The 20,255-nt window shown below is 56.7% G+C and carries 15 protein-coding genes; 3 read left to right on the top strand and 12 right to left on the bottom strand.

Going from position 1 to position 20,255, the window contains the following annotated elements:
- Window positions 1–118: 118 nt before the first annotated feature.
- On the top strand, window positions 119–1,486 hold the full coding sequence (locus tag V6944_RS05375; protein WP_333498183.1) for a glycoside-pentoside-hexuronide (GPH):cation symporter: 1,368 nt from the start codon (window positions 119–121) through the stop codon (window positions 1,484–1,486).
- Window positions 1,487–1,565: 79 nt separating this feature from the next.
- Here V6944_RS05375 and V6944_RS05370 read toward each other — a convergent pair whose 3' ends face one another.
- From V6944_RS05370 to glpE, 3 genes are all read right to left on the bottom strand, one after another.
- Window positions 1,566–2,324, bottom strand: a complete 759-nt coding sequence (locus V6944_RS05370) for a DeoR/GlpR family transcriptional regulator (RefSeq protein WP_333498182.1) — start codon at window positions 2,322–2,324, stop codon at window positions 1,566–1,568.
- A gap of 17 nt (window positions 2,325–2,341) precedes the next feature.
- Window positions 2,342–3,172: a rhomboid family intramembrane serine protease GlpG gene (glpG, locus tag V6944_RS05365; RefSeq protein WP_333498181.1), complete on the bottom strand. Its 831-nt coding sequence runs from the start codon at window positions 3,170–3,172 to the stop codon at window positions 2,342–2,344.
- Window positions 3,173–3,299: 127 nt separating this feature from the next.
- Window positions 3,300–3,629, bottom strand: coding sequence for a thiosulfate sulfurtransferase GlpE (gene glpE, locus V6944_RS05360; protein WP_185667338.1), 330 nt, complete (start codon window positions 3,627–3,629; stop codon window positions 3,300–3,302).
- A gap of 201 nt (window positions 3,630–3,830) precedes the next feature.
- Between glpE and glpD the strand changes: the two genes are divergently transcribed.
- Window positions 3,831–5,339 (top strand): glycerol-3-phosphate dehydrogenase, encoded by a 1,509-nt coding sequence (gene glpD / locus V6944_RS05355; protein ID WP_333498180.1) that lies wholly within the window; start codon window positions 3,831–3,833, stop codon window positions 5,337–5,339.
- 113 nt (window positions 5,340–5,452) lie between these two features.
- Here the strand turns inward: glpD and glgP are convergent, their stop codons facing one another.
- The 6 genes from glgP to asd form a co-directional block, all read right to left on the bottom strand.
- Entirely contained in the window at window positions 5,453–7,900 is a 2,448-nt protein-coding gene (gene glgP, locus V6944_RS05350) for a glycogen phosphorylase (protein ID WP_333498179.1), read from the bottom strand.
- 17 nt (window positions 7,901–7,917) lie between these two features.
- Window positions 7,918–9,351, bottom strand: coding sequence for a glycogen synthase GlgA (gene glgA / locus V6944_RS05345; protein WP_333498178.1), 1,434 nt, complete (start codon window positions 9,349–9,351; stop codon window positions 7,918–7,920).
- Entirely contained in the window at window positions 9,351–10,646 is a 1,296-nt protein-coding gene (glgC, locus tag V6944_RS05340; protein ID WP_333498177.1) for a glucose-1-phosphate adenylyltransferase, read from the bottom strand. The genes glgA and glgC overlap by 1 nt, the downstream gene beginning before the upstream one ends.
- A gap of 81 nt (window positions 10,647–10,727) precedes the next feature.
- Window positions 10,728–12,704: a glycogen debranching protein GlgX gene (gene glgX, locus V6944_RS05335; protein WP_333498176.1), complete on the bottom strand. Its 1,977-nt coding sequence runs from the start codon at window positions 12,702–12,704 to the stop codon at window positions 10,728–10,730.
- 2 nt (window positions 12,705–12,706) lie between these two features.
- Window positions 12,707–14,893, bottom strand: a complete 2,187-nt coding sequence (gene glgB, locus V6944_RS05330; RefSeq protein ID WP_333498175.1) for a 1,4-alpha-glucan branching enzyme — start codon at window positions 14,891–14,893, stop codon at window positions 12,707–12,709.
- 252 nt (window positions 14,894–15,145) lie between these two features.
- The gene (gene asd / locus V6944_RS05325; RefSeq protein WP_333498174.1) at window positions 15,146–16,252 is read right to left on the bottom strand and encodes an aspartate-semialdehyde dehydrogenase; all 1,107 of its coding nucleotides are present in this window, start codon (window positions 16,250–16,252) and stop codon (window positions 15,146–15,148) included.
- Window positions 16,253–16,485: 233 nt separating this feature from the next.
- Between asd and V6944_RS05320 the strand changes: the two genes are divergently transcribed.
- Window positions 16,486–17,079 carry a YhgN family NAAT transporter gene (locus V6944_RS05320; protein ID WP_035892151.1) on the top strand — a complete coding sequence of 198 codons (594 nt, stop codon included), beginning with the start codon at window positions 16,486–16,488 and terminating at the stop codon, window positions 17,077–17,079.
- A gap of 91 nt (window positions 17,080–17,170) precedes the next feature.
- On the opposite strand, the gene gntU is transcribed toward V6944_RS05320, so the two are convergent.
- The 3 genes from gntU to gntR form a co-directional block, all read right to left on the bottom strand.
- Window positions 17,171–18,511, bottom strand: coding sequence for a gluconate transporter (gntU, locus tag V6944_RS05315; RefSeq protein WP_333498173.1), 1,341 nt, complete (start codon window positions 18,509–18,511; stop codon window positions 17,171–17,173).
- Complete coding sequence (gene gntK / locus V6944_RS05310; protein ID WP_185667347.1) at window positions 18,508–19,041, bottom strand: gluconokinase; 534 nt, start codon at window positions 19,039–19,041, stop codon at window positions 18,508–18,510. Before gntK ends, gntU begins: the two co-directional genes overlap by 4 nt.
- A 160-nt stretch (window positions 19,042–19,201) precedes the next feature.
- The gene (gntR, locus tag V6944_RS05305; protein ID WP_333498172.1) at window positions 19,202–20,197 is read right to left on the bottom strand and encodes a gluconate operon transcriptional repressor GntR; all 996 of its coding nucleotides are present in this window, start codon (window positions 20,195–20,197) and stop codon (window positions 19,202–19,204) included.
- Between the last annotated feature and the right edge of the window lie 58 nt (window positions 20,198–20,255).

Here is a 20,255-nt window from a genome sequence, read left to right as displayed (position 1 = left end):
CTGCGTCACATTAGAGAATTAACATAAGTCCAAAGTGAAAAATTGGAATATTCAGGCTTAGAGCCACCTTTTATAAGTGGTGTCGTATGTTGGCACGTAATAATAAAAAGGTGACCCTATGTCGGCATTAACTGAAAAAGTCAGTAATAAAGAGAAGTTCGGATTTGGCCTTGGCGATGCCGCCAGCCATATCGTCTTCGATTCCTCCGTTGCCATTCTTGCTTATTTCTATACGAATATCTATGGATTACCCCCAGCAGTAATGGGGACGTTATTTTTAGTTGTCAGGGTATTGGATGCCATTACCGACCCGATAATGGGGGCGATCGCTGATCAGACCAAAAGTCGCTGGGGACGCTTCCGTCCGTGGCTTTTGATTATTTGCGTGCCATTTGCCGTCAGCTGCGTTCTGGTTTATTCCACGCCAAACTTCGAACAAACCGGGAAAATTGTCTACGCCGTTGTCGCGTATATCTTTATGACGCTGATGTATACGGCAATTAATATCCCTTACTGCTCGCTGGGCGCGGCGATTACCGCAGACCCACGGGAAAACCTGTCACTACAGTCCTGGCGCTTCGCCGTCGCGCCGATTGGCGGTGCGATGGGTACAGCGCTTATTCTTCCGCTGGCAGACCTGATTGCACCGGGCGATAGAGCTTCCGGTATGCAGTGGGCGATGGGGATTTTCGGCGTGATTGGCTGCATCATGTTCCTGATCTGTTTTATGACCACCCGCGAGCGTATTACGCCGGTGAAAGAGGAGAACCTGAACATTTTGCGCGACGTGCGCATTTTGATGAAAAACGATCAGTGGTGTGTACTGTCGGTATATAACCTGGCGATGCTCTGTGGCGTCGTGGTGCGCGGCGGGCTGCTGGTCTATTTTGTACAATATATTCTGCACCAGGGCAGCAGCGTTATTTCCATCTTCATGCTGGCGACCACCATTGCCGCCGTCATTGGCAGCCTGATGGCGAAATATATCGGCTCCTGGATGTGTAAAATCCGCGCGTCGGTGTGGGTCAACGTACTCAGTGCATTATTTGGCTTGTTGTTCCTGGTTCTACCAACCGAATATTGGATGCCCGCATTTATCGTCCACGTTATCCTTAATATTCTTCAGGGCATTAACGCCCCGCTGCAGTGGTCAATGATTACCGATGCCAATAACTATGGCGAATGGAAAACCCAGCGTCGTATTACCGGTATGAACGTGGCGGCAAATATCTTTATTATCAAACTGGGCGTCGCCATCGGCGGTGCGCTCACCGGTTGGGGTCTGGCGTTCTATGGCTATCAGGCGGGGGTTGAACAGCAGTCAGCAGAGGCGGTCCGTGGGGTATTAATCCTGTTTACGGTACTGCCGGCTATCTTCTATCTGATTACCGCCATTTCCATCCGCTACTACCGCCTGACGGAAGATCGCATGAACCATATCGTGGCCGATCTGAGCAAAGGCAAGTTCCAGCAGCAGATGTCATAAAACCGTAGCCCGGCCGAACGAAGTGACGCCGGGGATTCCCCGGAGTCGGCGCTAGCGCGCCTCGTCCGGGCTACCTGATTTAGCACAGCTCAAGCTGCACATCATTTTCCGCAATCACCTGCATCACGCCCGGCGGCGGCAGAACGTCAGTAAAGACCGCATCAACCAGGCTGATACTGCCCATATTCACCATCGCGTTACGGCCAAACTTCGAATGGTCGACGACCAGAATCACGTGGCGGGAATTGTCGATAATCGCGCGCTTGGTACGCACTTCATGATAATCAAACTCCAGCAGCGAACCATCGCTGTCGATGCCGCTGATCCCGAGGATGCCGAAATCCAGGCGGAACTGGGAGATAAAGTCGAGCGTCGCTTCACCAATGATGCCGCCATCCCGGCTGCGCAGTTCGCCGCCCGCCAGAATAATGCGAAAATCCTCTTTCGCCATCAGCGTGTTTGCCACGTTCAGGTTGTTGGTGACGATCCGCAGATCGCTATGGTTGAGTAGCGCATGGGCCACCGCTTCCGGGGTAGTGCCGATGTCGATAAACAGCGCCGAGCCGTTCGGTATCTGACTGGCTACCCGCTGGGCGATACGCTCTTTTTCTTCCGCCTGGGTGGCCTTGCGGTCGTGCCAGGAGGTATTCACCGAACTGGACGGCAGCGCCGCGCCGCCGTGGTGACGCAGGATTTTTTTCTGCTCCGCAAGGTCATTCAAATCGCGACGAATGGTCTGAGGGCTAACGGAAAAATGCTCCACCAGCTCTTCGGTGCTGACGTAGCCCTGGAGTTTTACCAGCTCGATTATCGCGTCATGACGTTGTGTTTGTTTCATGATGAATCCCTGGAAAATTATGCGCGCTTCCGCGCATTTTGCGTGTCGACAAAGGCCATTGCCAGACCAATCACCAGCCCGGTGACGTGCGCGCCGTTCGCAATTGACATCCCAAAAACGTTAAACCATCCGGCCACCAGCCAGATGAGCGAAAATAGAATCAGCCCGCGTGGCAGAAAAATGCCGCTCTGTGGATCGCGCTCGCCGCGCAGCCACGCATAGCCCATTAAGGCATACACCACGCCGGACAGACCACCAAACCACGGGCCGCTGAACTGATGCTGAATAAAGCCGCTCAACAGCGCGCTTATCACGGTAATCACCACCAGTTTGCCGCTGCCAATACGCTTCTCTACCGCGCCGCCGAGGTACCACCACCATAGCAGGTTGAAGAGGATATGGACGAATGAGAAATGCATTAACGCGTGGGTAAAGTAGCGCCAGAGCTCAAATTTCAGCGAATCATCGTACGGCCAGGCGAGCCAGAGCATCACCGGCTGATCGCCCATCACGCTCATCAGAATAAAGACCAGAATGCAGGCCGCCATGATGGCCATCGTCACCGGGCCTGCGCCCGCTTTCAGCGTGGCCAGGAACGGGAAACGACGATAGTGCAGGCCGCTGTTGGTCTGGCCGGACTGCCAGCTAGCCGCCAGATAACGGGGGTCGGCCGGGTTTGCCAGGAAGCGTTCCAGTTCGTCGCGCACGCGCGTTTCCTGGGACTCATCGGAAAGCCAGACATCGCTACGCGTATGCTGCTGGATAGTCAGAATAACGCCCTGCGTTGCCATATAGTCAACAAAAGCCTGGGCAACGCGCGGGTTAGTAAAAGAGGTGATCATCAACATCAGCAGGTCGCTTCTATTCCACACAAAAGGGGACAGTATATACCCAAACCCTTACGGATGCGTTGCAGCGGCGCGTAAAGGCCGCCTGACGGGAGGCGGCATCAGGAAGGGAAAAGCGAGCACGGTCTTAGAAACCGGCGTGTACCACTTCAGCCGGGAAGTGACGATGCCAGGCATCAAAGCCGCCGTCAACGCTGTACACCTGGTCGTAGCCCTGCTGTAGCAGGTACTGCGCCGCGCCCTTGCTGCTGTTGCCGTGATAGCACATCACCAGCACCGGGGTTTCAAAATCGTTATCGCGCATAAACGCGCCCAGCGTGTCGTTGGTCAGATGAAAAGCGCCAGGAGTGTGGCCCATGGCAAAGCTTTGCGGGTCGCGAATATCCACCAGCACGGCAGCGCTCTGCTGCAGCTTCTGGTGCGCCTGTTCTACGTTAATACATTCAAACTGATCCATGGTGCTCTCTTATCGTTATGGCCGGTGTCTTGCTGACGACATTTTACCGCCAAGTGTACGTCTTCACGGTACGTAAACGCCAATATGTTATGCACATCACTCTAAAATGTTTTTTCAATGTTACCAAAAGCGCGTTTACTTGCTATTATGAGCGATAACGAACATTAGTGAGCTATAACGAAAGTCCCAGAGGTAGCAATAATGGAAACCAAAGATCTGATTGTGATAGGTGGCGGCATTAACGGTGCAGGCATTGCGGCAGATGCGGCAGGACGTGGATTATCCGTACTGATGCTGGAAGCCAGAGATCTGGCCTGCGCCACATCCAGCGCCAGCTCAAAACTGATCCACGGCGGTCTGCGCTACCTTGAGCACTATGAATTCCGTCTGGTGAGCGAAGCGCTGGCCGAACGTGAAGTGCTGCTGAAAATGGCCCCGCATATTGCGATCCCGATGCGCTTCCGCCTGCCCCACCGCCCGCATCTGCGCCCGGCGTGGATGATCCGCACCGGCTTGTTTATGTACGATCATCTGGGCAAACGCACCAGCCTGCCCGCCTCGACCGGTTTGCGTTTTGGCGCAGAATCCGTGCTGAAGCCGGAAATCGTGCGCGGTTTCGAATATTCCGACTGCTGGGTCGACGACGCACGCCTGGTGTTAGCCAACGCGCAGATGGTGGTGAAGAAAGGCGGTGAAGTCCGTACCCGCACCCGCGCCATCTCAGCAAAACGTGAAAACGGCCTGTGGATCGTGGAAGCGGAAGATATCGACAGCGGCGAGAAGTTCCGCTGGCAGGCTCGCGGCCTGGTGAACGCCACCGGCCCGTGGGTAAAACAGTTCGTCGACGACGGCATGCATCTTCCGTCGCCGTACGGTATCCGCCTGATTAAAGGCAGCCACATCGTGGTGCCGCGCGTGCACGCTCAGAAGCAGGCCTACATTCTGCAAAACGAAGATAAGCGTATTGTCTTTGTGATCCCGTGGATGGATGAGTTTTCGATCATCGGCACCACCGACGTGGAGTACCACGGCGATCCGAAAAACGTCGAGATCGACGAGAGCGAAATCAACTATCTGCTGAAGGTCTACAACGGCCACTTTAAAAAGCAACTCGCCCGCGAAGATATCGTCTGGACCTACTCCGGTGTGCGTCCGCTGTGCGATGACGAGTCTGATTCACCGCAGGCCATCACCCGCGACTACACGCTGGATATTCACGACGACCACGGTAAAGCACCGCTGCTGTCGGTCTTTGGCGGCAAGCTCACCACCTACCGCAAGCTCGCCGAACACGCGCTGGAGAAACTGGCGCCGTACTACAGCGGCATCGGCCCGGCGTGGACCAAAGGCGCCGTGCTGCCCGGCGGCGAGATTGGCAGCGATCGCGATGACTACGCGGCTAAACTGCGCCGTCGCTATCCGTTTATCACCGAATCGCTGGCGCGCCACTTTGCCCGCACCTACGGCAGCAACAGCGAGTTGATTATTGGTGAGGCGAAGGATATTGCCGGGCTGGGTGAAGATTTCGGCCACGAGTTTTACGAAGCCGAACTGCGCTACCTGGTGGAACACGAGTGGGTGCGTCGTCTCGACGATGCAATCTGGCGTCGGACCAAGCAGGGGATGTGGCTGAATGCCGAGCAGCAGTCCCGCATCAGCGAATGGTTGGTAAAAACGCTGGGAAAGCCTGAGATGTCGTTGGCGTCGTGAGACTCCCCGGCGGCGCTTCGCTTGGCCGGGCTACAAAGAAACGTAGCCCGTAGCCCGGCCGAACGAAGTGACGCCGGGAAATAAAACGGGGCCAATCGGCCCCGTTTTCGTTTTTACAGTCTCACCGGCTCTATGTGCCAGATATTCTCCGCATACTCCTGAATCGTGCGGTCCGACGAGAAGTAGCCCATGTTGGCGATATTGAGCATCGCTTTATTGGTCCACTGCTCTGGCTCACGATACAGCTCATCGACCTTATCCTGACAGTCAACGTAGCTGCGGAAGTCTGCCAGCACCTGGTAGTGGTCACCGAAGTTAATCAGCGAATCCACCAGGTCACGGTAGCGCCCCGGTTCGCTCGGGCTGAATACGCCGCTGCCGATTTGCGTCAGCACCTGATGCAGCTCTTCATCCTGCTCGTAGTAGTCACGCGGGCTGTAGCCCTTACGACGCAGCGCTTCCACCTCTTCAGCGGTGTTGCCGAAGATAAAGAAGTTTTCTGCCCCGACGTGCTCCTGCATCTCGACGTTGGCGCCGTCCAGCGTACCGATAGTCAACGCCCCGTTGAGCGCGAACTTCATGTTACTGGTGCCGGATGCCTCAGTCCCCGCCAGCGAGATCTGTTCGGAGAGATCCGCCGCCGGGATGATCATCTGCGCCAGGCTCACGCTGTAGTTCGGGATAAAGACCACTTTCAGCTTGTCGCCAATCTGCGGATCGTTGTTGATCACATTCGCCACGTCGTTGATCAGGTGGATAATGTGCTTCGCCATGTAGTAGGCGGAAGCCGCTTTCCCAGCGAAGATATTCACACGCGGCACCCACTTCGCATCCGGGTCGGCCTTGATGCGGTTGTAGCGGGTGATCACGTGCAGCACGTTCATCAACTGACGTTTGTACTCGTGAATACGCTTAATCTGCACGTCGAACAGCGCGTTCGGGTTCACCACCACGTTGAGGTTCTGGGCGATAAAGGTGGCGAGGCGCTTTTTGTTCTCAAGCTTGGCGTGATGCACCGCCTGATTCACCTTCGGATAGTCGATATGCTGTTCCAGCTCTTTCAGCTGGCTCAGGTCAGAACGCCAGGTCTGACCGATATTCTCATCCAGCACGTCGGAGAGCGCCGGGTTCGCCAGCGCCAGCCAACGACGTGGGGTGACGCCGTTGGTCACGTTGGTAAAGCGCATCGGGAAGATGGCGGCGAAGTCGGCAAACAGCGACTGCACCATCAGGTTCGAGTGCAGCTCAGACACGCCGTTAACCTTCTTGCTCACCACCACCGCCAGCCATGCCATACGCACGCGACGGCCGTTAGACTCGTCGATGATCGATGTGCGGCTCAGCAGCCCGGTATCGTTCGGGTACTGCTCCTGCAGGGTCTTCAGGAAGTAATCGTTAATCTCGAAGATAATCTGCAAATGGCGCGGCAGGATTTTACCCAGCATGTCGACCGGCCAGGTCTCCAGCGCTTCGCTCATCAGGGTGTGGTTGGTGTAGGAGAAGACCTGACAGGCCACCTCGAACGCCGCTTCCCAACTGAACTTGTGCTCATCAATCAACAGGCGCATCAGCTCAGGAATCGACAGTACCGGGTGGGTGTCGTTGAGGTGAATGGCAATTTTATCCGCCAGGTTGTCATAGGTTTTATGCAACATGTAATGGCGGCTTAAAATGTCCTGCACCGTCGCCGAGACCAGGAAGTACTCCTGGCGCAGACGCAGCTCGCGCCCGGAATAGGTGGAGTCATCCGGGTAGAGCACACGGGATACGTTCTCGGAGTGGTTTTTATCTTCCACCGCCGCGAAGTAGTCGCCCTGGTTAAACTTACCGAGGTTGATTTCGCTACTGGCCTGGGCGTTCCACAGACGCAGCGTGTTGGTCGCGTCGGTGTCGTAGCCGGGGATAATCTGGTCGTAAGCCACCGCCAGAATCTCTTCCGTCTCCAGCCAGTGGCTGGTTTTGCCTTCCATCTGCACGCGGCCGCCGAAACGAACCTTATAGCGCGTGTTATGGCGCGGGAACTCCCATGGGTTACCGTATTCCAGCCAGTAGTCCGGCGACTCTTTCTGTCGACCGTCGACGATGTTCTGCTTGAACATACCGTAGTCATAGCGAATGCCGTAGCCGCGCCCCGGCAGCGCCAGGGTCGCCAGAGAGTCGAGGAAGCAGGCTGCCAGACGGCCTAAGCCGCCGTTGCCAAGCCCTGGGTCATTCTCTTCGTCGATCAGCTCTTCCAGATCTAACCCCATTCCTTCCAGCGCGTTTTTCACGTCGTCATACAGACCTAACGATAACAGCGCATTGGAAAGCGTGCGGCCAATCAAAAACTCCATCGACAGGTAGTATACCTGTCGCGTTTCCTGGGAAAGCTGCGCACGGTTGGAGCGCAGCCAGCGCTCCACCATGCGATCGCGTACGGCAAACAACGTGGCGTTCAGCCATTCGTGTTTGTTCGCGATAGCCGGATCTTTCCCGATGGTGAACATCAGCTTGTAGGCAATAGAGTGCTTCAGTGCCTCAACGCTGAGTGTCGGTGATGCATACGAAAAAGGTGCATTCATAACTAAGATCCCCGTAGTTAGATCAGGCGTTGATAAAGCTCACGATAAGCGTGCGCAGCAACCTGCCAGCTAAAATCCATGTTCATCGCCTGACGCTGCACGTAGCGCCAGAGAGACGGACGAGACCATAATACGAAAGCACGGCGGATAGCGCGGAGCAGCGACCAGGCGTTGCTGTCTTCGAACACAAAGCCACTGGCGATGCCATCGGCAAGGTTCTCCAGCGAACTATCCGCAACTGTGTCGGCCAGGCCGCCGGTACGGCGAACCAGCGGCAGCGTGCCGTACTTCAAACCATAAAGCTGCGTTAAGCCGCACGGCTCAAAGCGGCTCGGCACCAGAATCACGTCCGCGCCGCCGATAATGCGGTGCGAGAACGCTTCATGATAGCCAATCTGTACGCCCACCTGCCCCGGATGCTCCGCGGCGGCGGCAAGAAAACCAGCCTGCAGTACCGGGTCGCCCGCGCCCAGCAGCGCCAGCTGTCCGCCCTGCTCCAGCAGGCCTGGCAGCGCTTCCAGCACCAGATCCAGCCCTTTCTGGCTGGTCAGGCGGCTGACCACTGCAAACAGCGGTGCGGCGTCATCGACCTTCAGCCCCATGGCAGTTTGCAGTTGACGTTTGTTTTCCGCTTTCCGCTCCAGCGTGTCGCGGCTGTAGCTTGCCGGCAGCAGCAGATCTTTTTCCGGGCTCCAGACGTTGTCATCAACGCCGTTGAGGATCCCCGACAGACGCCCTTCCCGATGGCGCTGGCGCAGCAGCCCTTCCATCCCGTAGGCGAACTGCGGTTCGGTAATCTCCCGCGCATAGGTCGGGCTCACCGCCGTAATGTGGTCGGCGTAGTACAGCCCCGCTTTCAGGAACGAAATCTGTCCGTGGAACTCCAGGCCATGCATATTGAAGAACTCAGCCGGCAGCTGAATCTCTTCCATGTGGTGACCGTAGAACAGCCCCTGGTAGGCCAGGTTGTGTACGGTAAACACCGACTTCGCCGGACGACCACGCGCCGCCAGATAGGCCGGGGCCAGACCCGCATGCCAGTCATGAGCATGCACCACGTCAGGACGCCAGAACGGATCCAGACCGCAGGCCATTTCGCTGCCCACCCAGCCCAGCAGCGCAAAGCGCTTCACGTTATCCGGGTAAGCATTCAGATTGGTGTCGTGATACGGGCTCCCCGGACGGTCATAGAGATGCGGCGCATCAATCAGGTAAATACCCACGCCGTTATAATGTCCAAACAGCAGCGTCATGCGCCCGGCAAAGGTATCGCGACGGCTCACCACTTTGGCATCCGGGATACCGCGACGGATATCCGGGAATGCAGGTAACAGCACGCGTGCATCGGTTCCTTCGGCAATCTGTGCCGCCGGCAGCGCGCCAATCACATCCGCCAGACCGCCCGTTTTTAATAACGGGAACATCTCAGAACAAACATGTAAGACCTGCATTATCGCTCCTGTTTGTAGCCAAGCTGACGCAGCATTTCGCGCGTCACCAGCACGATCCCTTCTTCCGAGCGGTAAAAGCGGCGTGCATCCTCTTCCGCATCTTCACCGATCACCATCCCTTCTGGGATCACACAGGCCCTGTCGATAACGCAGCGACGCAGGCGTGAGGAACGACCCACCCAGACATCTGGCAGTAAGACTGCCGAATCAATGTTACAGAATGAGTTCACGCGCACGCGCGGGAACAGCACCGACTGCACCACCACGGAACCGGAAATAATACAGCCGCCGGAGACCAGCGAGTTCAGGGTCATGCCGTGGCTGCCGGAGCGGTCCTGGACGAACTTCGCCGGCGGCAGGGATTCCATGTGCGTGCGGATAGGCCAGTTCTGGTCGTACATATCCAGCTCAGGCGTCACCGACGCCAGGTCAAGGTTCGCTTTCCAGTAGGCTTCAAGCGTACCCACATCGCGCCAGTACGGTTCCGCTTGCGGGTCGGACTGCACGCAGGACAGTGGGAATGGATGTGCATAAGCCGCGCCAGCTTTGGTAATTAACGGAATTAAATCTTTGCCGAAGTCGTGGCTGGAGTTTTCGTTAACGTCGTCGCGTTCCAGTAGCTCATAAAGATAATCGGCATCAAAGACATAGATACCCATGCTCGCCAACGCCTTGGTTGGGTCGCCTGGCATGGCCGGTGGGTTAGCCGGTTTTTCCACGAATTCGATAATCTTGTCGTTTTCGTCAACCGCCATCACGCCGAACGCCGTTGCCTCTTCAATGGGCACTGGAATGCACGCCACGGTGCAACGCGCGCCTTTTTCGACGTGGTCGATAAGCATGCGCGAGTAGTCTTGTTTGTAGATGTGGTCACCGGCAAGGATAACCACGTACTCCGCTTTGTAGCGGCGAATAATGTCGAGGTTCTGGGTGACCGCATCGGCGGTACCGCGATACCAGTTTTCACCGTGCATCCGCTGCTGAGCGGGCAGCAGATCCACAAATTCGTTCATCTGTTCACTGAAGAAGGACCATCCACGCTGGATGTGCTGTACCAGCGTGTGGGACTGGTACTGGGTGATAACGCCGATACGGCGAATCCCGGAGTTCAGGCAGTTGGATAACGCAAAGTCGATGATGCGGAATTTACCGCCAAAGTGTACTGCGGGTTTGGCCCGCTTGTTGGTCAGATCCTTGAGTCGCGTACCGCGGCCGCCAGCCAGAATCAGGGCGACGGATTTGATAGGTAACTGGCGAGCCAGCATTAAGGGATCGTTTTTTTCTAGCCTAACCATGATTAACTCCTTTTGTTGCTCGTCCTTCCGGGTTATGAGGTGTCCTCGCGCGATAACGCGGGGTTCCGGGTAATTCAGAGACTATGACCTTTGAAATACGCACACTCCGTGCGCGGGCCCATGCCAGACAGCCACGACGACCGACGTGCCAGCGTCGGTGAAGGGAGGAACGGCGCGCCATTCCCCCTCGGGTAACGTCAAGTTTGTCGCGTCTTGCGTCGCATTGAGCGTAATGAGCCAACGATCGGAAAGCAGAATCTGCATTCGGCGTGCACCGTGCTGCCACTCCTCGGCAGACAGCGGTTGCGCATCCTGATTGAGCCACCGCACGTTGCCATCGCCCTCCTGCCACCAGCGGTCGTCCGTCAACGCGGGGATCTGCTGGCGCAGGTGAATCAGGGCGGCGGTAAAGTCCGTCAGCGCGTCATCTGCGTTTTCCCAATCGAGCCAGGTCAACGTATTGTCCTGACAGTAGGCATTGTTGTTACCTTGCTGGCTGTGACCGTGTTCATCACCGGCCAGCAACATTGGCGTTCCCTGCGATAACAGCAGCGTTGTCAGCAGCGCCTGAACGCTCTTCTGCCGACGTGCCATTACTTCCAGGTTTGCTTCCAATCCTTCGATACCATGATTATTGCTATGGTTATTGCTGGTGCCGTCACGATTCTCTTCACCGTTGGCGTCGTTGTGCTTGCCGTTGAAGCTGACACAATCGCGCAGGGTGAAGCCATCGTGGGCGGTCACCAGGTTTATCGTCGCGCGAGGGCGACGTTCCTGATGCGCATACACGTCGCTAGAAGCGGCGAAGCGCTGGGCAAAATCCCCCAGCGACAGCGACTCTTCAAGCCAGAAGCGACGCATGGCATCCCGGAAATGGTCGTTCCATTCGCTGAAGACCGGTGGGAAGTTCCCCACCTGATATCCGCCTTCACCGATGTCCCACGGTTCGGCAATCAGCTTCACCGTGGAGAGCACCGGATCATCGTGGATCGCGTTAAACAGCGGCGCGTCCTGCCGATAGCCCGGCGTACGGCCCATTACCGACGCTAAATCAAAACGAAAACCGTCAACGTGGCAGACATCCACCCAGAAACGCAGGCACTGGCGCGCGTATTCCACGACGCCCGGGTGGCTGAGATTCAGAGTATTACCGCAGCCCGTCCAGTTGTGATAATCACCATCTTCCCGTAACCAATAATAGCTACGGTTATCGATCCCCCGCAGCGAGAAGGTCTGGCAATGCAGATCCAGCTCGGCGCTGTGGTTCAACACCACATCGAGGATCACTTCAATACCGGCTTTGTGCAGCGCTTTGACCACATCGCGAAACTCATCCAGCGCATGCTCAGGCGCGCTGGCGTAACGCGGTGCCAGCGCAAACGTCGCCAGCGGGTTGTAACCCCAATAGTTTCTCAGCCCCATACGCTGCAAGCGCTGCTCGCTGGCGAAATGCGCCACCGGCATTAACTCCAGCGCGGTAATACCAAGACGTTTGAGGTAGGCAATCATCACCGGATGACCCAGCGCTTTGTAGGTGCCGCGGATAGACTCCGGAAGCCCTGGGTGGCGATAGGTCAGCCCTTTGACGTGCGCTTCGTAGATCACGGTTTTGCCCCACGCGGTGCGCGGGGCAGCATCGTCTTGCCAGTCGTAGGTCAGGTCGACGACCACCGATTTCGGTGCAATCGCTGCGGTATCGCGGTCGTCCGGCTCGTCGTAACCGCCGTGAAAATGCGGGGAGTCGTCCGGGTCGCCCTCGGCGCAGAAACAGCATGGGTCCAGCAGCAGCTTCGCCGGGTTAAACCGGTGCCCCTGCTGCGGATCCCACGGGCCGTGCACCCGGTAGCCGTAACGTAAGCCAGGACGCGCGTGGGGAAGATAGCCATGCCAGACGTCGCCGCTGCGGGCGGGTAAGTCATAGCGTGTCTCCGTACCCTGCGCGTCAAACACGCACAGTTCGACCCGCTCTGCATGCGCCGAGAAGAGCGTAAAATTTACGCCCTCACCGTCATAGCTTGCGCCGAGCGGCGCGGGTTTCCCTGCTGCGAGTTGGCTCATGTTTAATCCCCTTCCCGAACTAACCAGATGGTCGACAGCGGCGGCAGCGTCAGACTCAATGACTGCGCGCGGCCATGGCTTTCAATCGCTTCGCTCTGCACCAGACCGCCATTCCCGGCGTTGCTGCCGTGGTAATGGGCGGAGTCGGTGTTGAGCACTTCGCGCCAGCGGCCCGGCTGGTTAATGCCAAAGCGGTAACCCTGGCGCGGCACTGGCGTAAAGTTGCTGACCACAATCACTTCGTTGCCCGCTTTGTCGCGACGGACAAAAGCGAACACCGAGCGGGCGCTGTCGTCGACCACCAGCCATTCAAAACCGTACGGATCAAAGTCCAGCTCGTGCATCGCTTTGTGGTGACGATAGGTATGGTTGAGGTCACGCACCAGGCGCTGTACCCCGTTATGCCAGTTGTCGTCGCCTTCCAGCAGATGCCAGTCGAGGCTGCCGTCAAAGTTCCATTCGCGGCCCTGAGCAAATTCATCGCCCATAAACAGCAGCTTTTTGCCCGGGAAGGCGAACATCCAGCCGTAGTAGGCGCGCAGGTTGGCAAACTTCTGCCACGCATCGCCCGGCATACGGTCCAGGATGGATTTCTTACCGTGAACCACTTCGTCATGCGACAACGGCAACACGAAGTTTTCCGTGTAGTTATAGAGCATGCCGAAGGTCATTTTGTCGTGATGGTACTGGCGGTGAATCGGGTCGAGCTTCATGTAGTCCAGGGTGTCGTGCATCCAGCCCATGTTCCACTTAAACCAGAAACCCAGACCGCCCATGTCGGATGGACGTGAAACGCCCGCAAAGTCGGTCGACTCTTCCGCCATGCTCACCGCACCGGGAACCTGCTCGCCCAACACGCGGTTGGTCTGACGCAGGAACTCAATCGCTTCGAGGTTTTCGCGGCCGCCGAACTCGTTCGGGATCCATTCGCCCTCTTTACGACTGTAGTCGCGGTAAATCATTGATGCCACCGCATCAACGCGCAGCGCATCAATACCGAAGCGCTCTACCCAGTACAATGCGTTGCCGACCAGGAAGTTGCTCACTTCACGGCGGCCATAGTTGTAAATCAGGGTATTCCAGTCCTGATGGTAGCCTTCGCGCGGGTCGCTGTGCTCGTACAGGTTGGTGCCGTCAAACTCGGCCAGCGCGAAATCATCCGACGGGAAGTGCCCTGGCACCCAGTCGAGGATCACGTTCAGGCCCGCGGCGTGCGCGGCGTTGATAAAGTAGCGGAAATCTTCGCGGGTACCGAAACGGCGGGTCGGCGCGTACAGCCCGGTAGGCTGATAGCCCCAGCTGCCGTCGAACGGATGTTCGTTTACCGGCAGCAGCTCCAGATGGGTGAAGCCCATCCATTTGGCGTACGGCACCAGCTGTTCTGCCAGTTCGCGATAGCTCAGCCAGTAGTTGTTGTCGGTATGACGACGCCAGGAGCCCAGATGCACCTCGTAGATAGAGATTGGGGCATCGAACTGGTTGGCCTTTTTGCGGGCTTCGCTCTGCTCAACCTTCGGCGGTAAGCCACAAATCAGCGAGGCCGTTTCCGGACGCATTTGGGCTTCGAACGCATAGGGATCGGCTTTAATCCGCAGCGAACCGCGGGCATCGATCATCTCGAATTTGTACAGCTGACCGTTGTGCGCTCCCGGGATGAACAGCTCCCAAATCCCCGTTTCCTGACGCAGGCGCATCGGGTGGCGGCGACCGTCCCAGTGGTTGAACTGACCGACTACCGACACCCGGCGGGCGTTTGGCGCCCAGACGGCAAAGCGCGTACCGGTAACGCCGTCCATGGTATCCGCATGCGCGCCCAGCTTTTCGTAGGGGCGCAGGTGGGTACCTTCAGACAGCAGCCATATGTCCAATTCCTGGAGCAATGGGCCAAAGCGGTAAGGATCGTCAATGAGGTTCTGTTGGCCATGCCAGACGACAGCCAACTGATAACGGAAGAAATTTTTACGACGCGGCAGAACGCCACAAAAGAAACCACGTGAGTCCACGCAATCCAGCTTGCCGACTTTACGCCCGGTTTTAGGTTCAATCACCCAAACATCGGTCGCGTCGGGTAACAGTGCACGGACTTCCAGTCCCGCTTCCGTTCGGTGCATACCCAGTACGGAAAAGGGGTCTGCAAAATGGCCTGCGATCAACGCATTAATCACGTCTCTATCAACACGATCAGACATGCTTCATCATCCTTAGTTTTTGTATCGCCTCAATCCACTGTAAATGGCGACATTTTGTGACCTGAACGGTGCAGCACAAAGTTGTGTGCTCTCTCGGCTCCGTTCAACCTTCAGTCAAGGCAACAGACCTTGATTAAAGCATAGTCAACGCTTTACCTGACTCCTGAGAGAAAAATTAACATTACTGCGTTTACTCCTTGTATTACGCAAAAAAAAGGGGTGGTTCGCCACCCCTCATCGATTAACAAATGTTTACGCCAGCTGGCGTAGCATACGACGCAGCGGCTCCGCTGCGCCCCACAGAAGCTGGTCGCCAACGGTGAACGCTGACAGATACTCCGGCCCCATGTTCAGTTTGCGCAAACGCCCGACAGGCGTGGTCAGCGTACCGGTGACCGCCGCAGGCGTCAGTTCACGCATGGTAATTTCACGGTCGTTAGGAATGACTTTCGCCCACGGGTTGTGCGCGGCCAGTAATTCCTCTACAGAACTTATGGAAATATCTTTTTTCAATTTCAGCGTGAATGCCTGGCTGTGGCAGCGCAGCGCACCAACGCGCACGCAGAGGCCGTCAACCGGGATCACGGAAGAGGTGGCGAGGATTTTGTTGGTCTCAGCCTGACCTTTCCACTCTTCGCGGCTCTGGCCGTTATCAAGCTGTTTGTCGATCCACGGAATCAGGCTGCCCGCCAGCGGAACGCCGAAGTTATCCACCGCCAGATCGCCGCTGCGAGTCAGGGTGGTGACCTTGCGCTCGATCTCGAGGATAGCGGAAGCCGGGTCAGCCAGTTCGTTGGCGACGTGATGATGCAGCTGGCCCATCTGGGTCAGCAGTTCGCGCATATGGCGCGCGCCGCCGCCGGAGGCCGCTTGATAGGTTGCCACCGAGGCCCACTCTACCAGGTCGTTGGCAAACAGGCCGCCGAGGGACATCAGCATCAGGCTAACGGTGCAGTTACCGCCCACGAAGGTTTTCACGCCGTTGTTCAGGCCATCGGTAATGACCTGCTGGTTTACCGGGTCGAGAATGATGATGGCATCATTTTCCATACGCAGCGAAGAGGCCGCGTCAATCCAGTAACCCTGCCAACCGCTTTCACGCAGCTTAGGATAGATTTCGTTGGTATAATCGCCGCCCTGACAGGTGACAATAATGTCGAGCGCCTTCAGCGCTTCAAGATCGAAAGCATCCTGAAGCTTGCCACCTGCGCTGCCGCCGAAGCTTGGCGCAGCTTGCCCTAACTGGGAAGTGGAGAAGAAGACGGGGCGAATGGCGTCAAAATCGCGCTCTTCTACCATGCGTTGCATGAGGACAGAGCCGACCATTCCGCGCCAACCGATAAAACCAACATTTTTCATAGCGTGTTTTCCTGCAGATATATGTGCTGTATATGTGAATAAGTGCCCCAGGCATCCCCTCACATTACAAAATGCAGCTAAAGTCGCAAGCAAAATTAATCAATGATTGCTTAGCAATCAGAAGTGCAACTTATCCCCTCATCCATAGGGGACGCATTTCCTCCTACCACAGTACGCGGTCAGAGTGATGCGTAGAGCAGAAAGTCCGTAATAATTATCAGGGAATTTGAGTGATGAGTGAAATCTTTTCCGCCGCAGTTTTATTGATCCTGATTATGGATCCACTGGGAAATTTGCCCATTTTTATGTCGGTGCTAAAACACACGGAACCCAAGCGCCGCAAGGCGATCATGATACGTGAGCTTTTAATCGCACTTCTACTCATGCTGATTTTTCTCTTCGCCGGCGAGAAGATTCTGGCGTTTTTAAACCTGCGCGCTGAGACGGTTTCCATCTCCGGTGGCATCATTTTATTCCTGATTGCCATCAAGATGATTTTCCCTAGCGCCACCGGAAATAGTTCTGGGCTACCGGCAGGTGAAGAACCGTTTATTGTGCCGCTCGCGATTCCATTAGTGGCGGGGCCAACGCTGTTGGCAACCTTAATGCTGCTTTCGCACCAGTATCCGAATAATTTGTCGCATTTGGTGATTGCGCTGCTGATCGCCTGGGGCGGTACGGTAGTGATTTTGCTGCAGTCGTCGCTGTTCCTGCGCCTGCTCGGTGAGAAAGGGGTGAACGCGCTGGAGCGTCTGATGGGCTTGATTCTGGTGATGATGGCGACCCAGATGTTCCTGGACGGCATTCGGATGTGGATGAAGGGATAAAAGGTTAGTTCGGTGCTGCCCCGGCGTCGCTATGCTCGGCCGGGCTACCGCGCAAGTAGCCCGGCCGAGCGTATGCGACGCCGGGAAGCCGTCAGCTCAACAGCGTAAACGCAATCATACCGATAATGGCGCCGACCGTTCCCAGGATGGTTTCCATCATGGTCCAGGTTTTCAGCGTCTGCGCTTCGGTAGCGCCGGTAAACTTACCGAACAGCCAGAAGCCCGCGTCGTTGACGTGGCTCACCACGATAGAACCGCCGCCGATACAGATAGAGAGCGCTGCCAGCTGCGCACCGCTGTAGTGCAGCGGTTCAATCACCGGCATCACCAGGCCAACCGCGGTCAAACACGCCACCGTGGCGGAACCCTGAATGATACGTACCGCCGCAGCCAGGATGAAGCAGGTCAGCGCAATCGGCAGGCCCATCCCGGTCAGGGCTTCGCCTAACGCCGGGCCAACGCCGGAATCCACCAGCACCTGTTTGAACACGCCACCGGCACCAATCACCAGCAGGATAATCCCCGCAGGCTGCAGCGCCGCGCCGCAAATTGCCATCACCTTGTCTTTTTCCATGCCCTGACGGAACGCCAGACCATAGATAGCCACCAGGCAGGCAATCAGGATCGCGGTGAACGGGTGACCGATGAACTCGAACCATTCGTAGGTTTCCGACCCCACCGGCACGAAACGCGCGGCAATAGTTTTCAGACCGACCAGCACCAGCGGCAGCAGAATCAGCGCCAGGCTAAAGCCGAAGGATGGCATTTTACCTTCGCCAAGGTGCGGCTCAGTGATGTCATCAGGAATGTTCAGCTCAACGTAGCGGCTGATAAAGTTGCCCCACAGCGGACCGGCAATAATCATCCCCGGGATCGCCGCACACAGGCCAATCAGAATCATCCAGCCAAAGTCAGCGTGCATCTGGGAGGCCAGCAGCATCGGTGCAGGCCCCGGCAGCAGGAACGCCGCTGCGGCAGCAACGCCCGCGAACAGAGGGATCACCAGCTTCACCAGGTTCGTCCCGGTGTGGCGCGCCATTGAGAACGCGACGCTAATCAGCAGCACGATCGCCACTTCAAAGAACAGCGGCAGCGCGCAGATAAGACCGGCAATACCAATCGCGTAGTGTGCACGGCTATGGCCGAACGATTTCAGCATCTTGACGGCAATCTGATCGACCGCGCCGGTTTCATGCAGAATCTTGCCAAACATCGCGCCAAGCGCCACGACAATCGCCAGGAAGCCCAGCGTGCCGCCCATCCCTTTCTCCATGGTTTCCGCGATTTTAATCAACGGCATACCGGAGAAAAGCCCTGCACCAATAGACACCACCATCAAAGCCAGGAAGGCGTGCATACGCGCCTTCATGACTAAAAACAGCAGCAGCAGAACGGAGCCAACTGCGGTTAAAACAAGCGTTAAAGTTGTCACGCGGCACGGCCTTTGTTGATCACCTCAATCGTGCTGTCGATAACGCCTTCCAGCGGCTGATCGATATCAACCACCAGGACATCGCGTTCTTCAGCACCCGGCTCTTGCAGGGTTTCAAACTGAGTGACCAGCATTTGAGTTTTGAAGAAGTGACCTTTACGCGCCTTCAGGCGGCTCTCAATCACCTCGAAATCCCCTTTCAGGTAGACGAAGGAGAGGTTCGGGTTACCTTCACGCAGAATGTCGCGGTACGCTTTTTTCAGCGCCGAGCAGACAATCAGCGAGACTTTGTTGGTGCGCTGCATCGCGAAAGCCGCGTCGTTCAGCGCCTGCAGCCACGGTTTGCGATCGTCGTCGTTCAGCGGTTCGCCGGAGGACATTTTGACGATATTGCTGCGTGGGTGCAGGAAGTCGCCGTCAAGGAACGCGGCGTTCAGACGGTGTGCGACTTCGCTGGCGACGGCGGATTTACCGCTGCCGGATACGCCCATCAGTACATAGACATGGTGATCGTGGTTAGTCGTGCTCAAGGCGTCCTCCTGTTGGGCACTGGCAATTAGATTTGGGAAATTGTTACGGGTAACAGTTATCGGTAACATTGTCCTGCCGGGCAAGTGGATAAGCAATAACCATTCGTGCCGGAAGTGAATTCTAAGTGAATATGTGTGATCTAGTTCAAACTTGTTAGGGCTAAATAGATCCGCCCGGTGACAAAGTGAAACCTAAATCTAACATTTTTGGCGTAACCACTTCACCGCGAATGCGCGCCAGCAGACGCTCTGCGCCGATGCGCCCCATGCGTTCACGCGGGGTCAGCACGCTGGCAAGACGCGGCTCCATCACCTGGCCGATGTCGTGGCCGTGGAAACCGGCAATCGCGATGTCGTCAGGAATGCGCAGCCCAAGGCGCTGGCACTCAAACGCCGCGCCGACCGCCAGGTCATCGTTGGTACAGAAAATACCATCCAGGTTGGAGAACTCACGTCGCGCCTGGCGCATCAGTTCGATGCCGGAAGTATAGGAGGACGACTGCTCTACCATCACGCTGTACGGTATCAGGCCCGAGTCGAGCATCGCCTGCTCGTAGCCCTTCTGTTTGATGATAGTACGTTCGTCGAGACGTGCGCCTAAATAGGCAATGTGACGATGACCGCGGGCAATAATCGCCGCCGTCATCTGGCGCGCCGCTTCGAAGTTATCAAAGCCCACGGCGATGTCGAGGCACGGTGACTGGCTGTCCATCAGCTCCACCACCGGGATCCCGGCGACTTCAATCATCTTCAGGGTGCGGGGAGTGTGGGTACGTTCGGTGAGAATCAGACCGTCAATGTTCCAGGAGAGCATCGACTCCAGACGTTCCTGCTCCATTTCCGGTTTGTAGCCGTAGTGCGCCAGCATAGTCTGATAGCCGTGAGCATCGGTGACGCTTTCTACGCCGCGCAGCACTTCAGCAAAAACCTGGTTGGTTAACGATGGCAGCAGCACGCCAATAGCGCGGCTGGTGGCGTTGGAGAGAATATCGGGCGCCCGGTTGGGGATATAACCCAAATCATCAAGAGCCGCCGCAATTTTGCCACGTAACGCCACGGAAACCTGTTCCGGGTTACGGAGAAAACGGCTAACCGTCATTTTGGTTACGCCAACGCGATCGGCAACATCCTGAAGTACGGGTCTTTTCTTTTTCATCGTCCGGAGGTAAGCAAAGGTGAAATATTGCTGAAGTTTACCACGGAGATGGCGCAAC

This window comes from Kluyvera sp. CHPC 1.2972 (assembly GCF_036759925.1).
GTDB lineage: Bacteria > Pseudomonadota > Gammaproteobacteria > Enterobacterales > Enterobacteriaceae > Kluyvera.
This window is presented reverse-complemented; position numbering and strand designations above follow the sequence as displayed.

Excerpts from the sequence above, each read along its gene's own strand:
- V6944_RS05375 (WP_333498183.1), top strand. The coding sequence starts at position 119 with ATGTCGGCATTAACTGAAAAAGTCAGTAATAAAGAGAAGTTCGGATTT.
- V6944_RS05370 (WP_333498182.1), bottom strand. The coding sequence starts at position 2,324 with ATGAAACAAACACAACGTCATGACGCGATAATCGAGCTGGTAAAACTC.
- glpG (WP_333498181.1), bottom strand. The coding sequence starts at position 3,172 with ATGTTGATGATCACCTCTTTTACTAACCCGCGCGTTGCCCAGGCTTTT.
- glpE (WP_185667338.1), bottom strand. The coding sequence starts at position 3,629 with ATGGATCAGTTTGAATGTATTAACGTAGAACAGGCGCACCAGAAGCTG.
- glpD (WP_333498180.1), top strand. The coding sequence starts at position 3,831 with ATGGAAACCAAAGATCTGATTGTGATAGGTGGCGGCATTAACGGTGCA.
- glgP (WP_333498179.1), bottom strand. The coding sequence starts at position 7,900 with ATGAATGCACCTTTTTCGTATGCATCACCGACACTCAGCGTTGAGGCA.
- glgA (WP_333498178.1), bottom strand. The coding sequence starts at position 9,351 with ATGCAGGTCTTACATGTTTGTTCTGAGATGTTCCCGTTATTAAAAACG.
- glgC (WP_333498177.1), bottom strand. The coding sequence starts at position 10,646 with ATGGTTAGGCTAGAAAAAAACGATCCCTTAATGCTGGCTCGCCAGTTA.
- glgX (WP_333498176.1), bottom strand. The coding sequence starts at position 12,704 with ATGAGCCAACTCGCAGCAGGGAAACCCGCGCCGCTCGGCGCAAGCTAT.
- glgB (WP_333498175.1), bottom strand. The coding sequence starts at position 14,893 with ATGTCTGATCGTGTTGATAGAGACGTGATTAATGCGTTGATCGCAGGC.
- asd (WP_333498174.1), bottom strand. The coding sequence starts at position 16,252 with ATGAAAAATGTTGGTTTTATCGGTTGGCGCGGAATGGTCGGCTCTGTC.
- V6944_RS05320 (WP_035892151.1), top strand. The coding sequence starts at position 16,486 with ATGAGTGAAATCTTTTCCGCCGCAGTTTTATTGATCCTGATTATGGAT.
- gntR (WP_333498172.1), bottom strand. The coding sequence starts at position 20,197 with ATGAAAAAGAAAAGACCCGTACTTCAGGATGTTGCCGATCGCGTTGGC.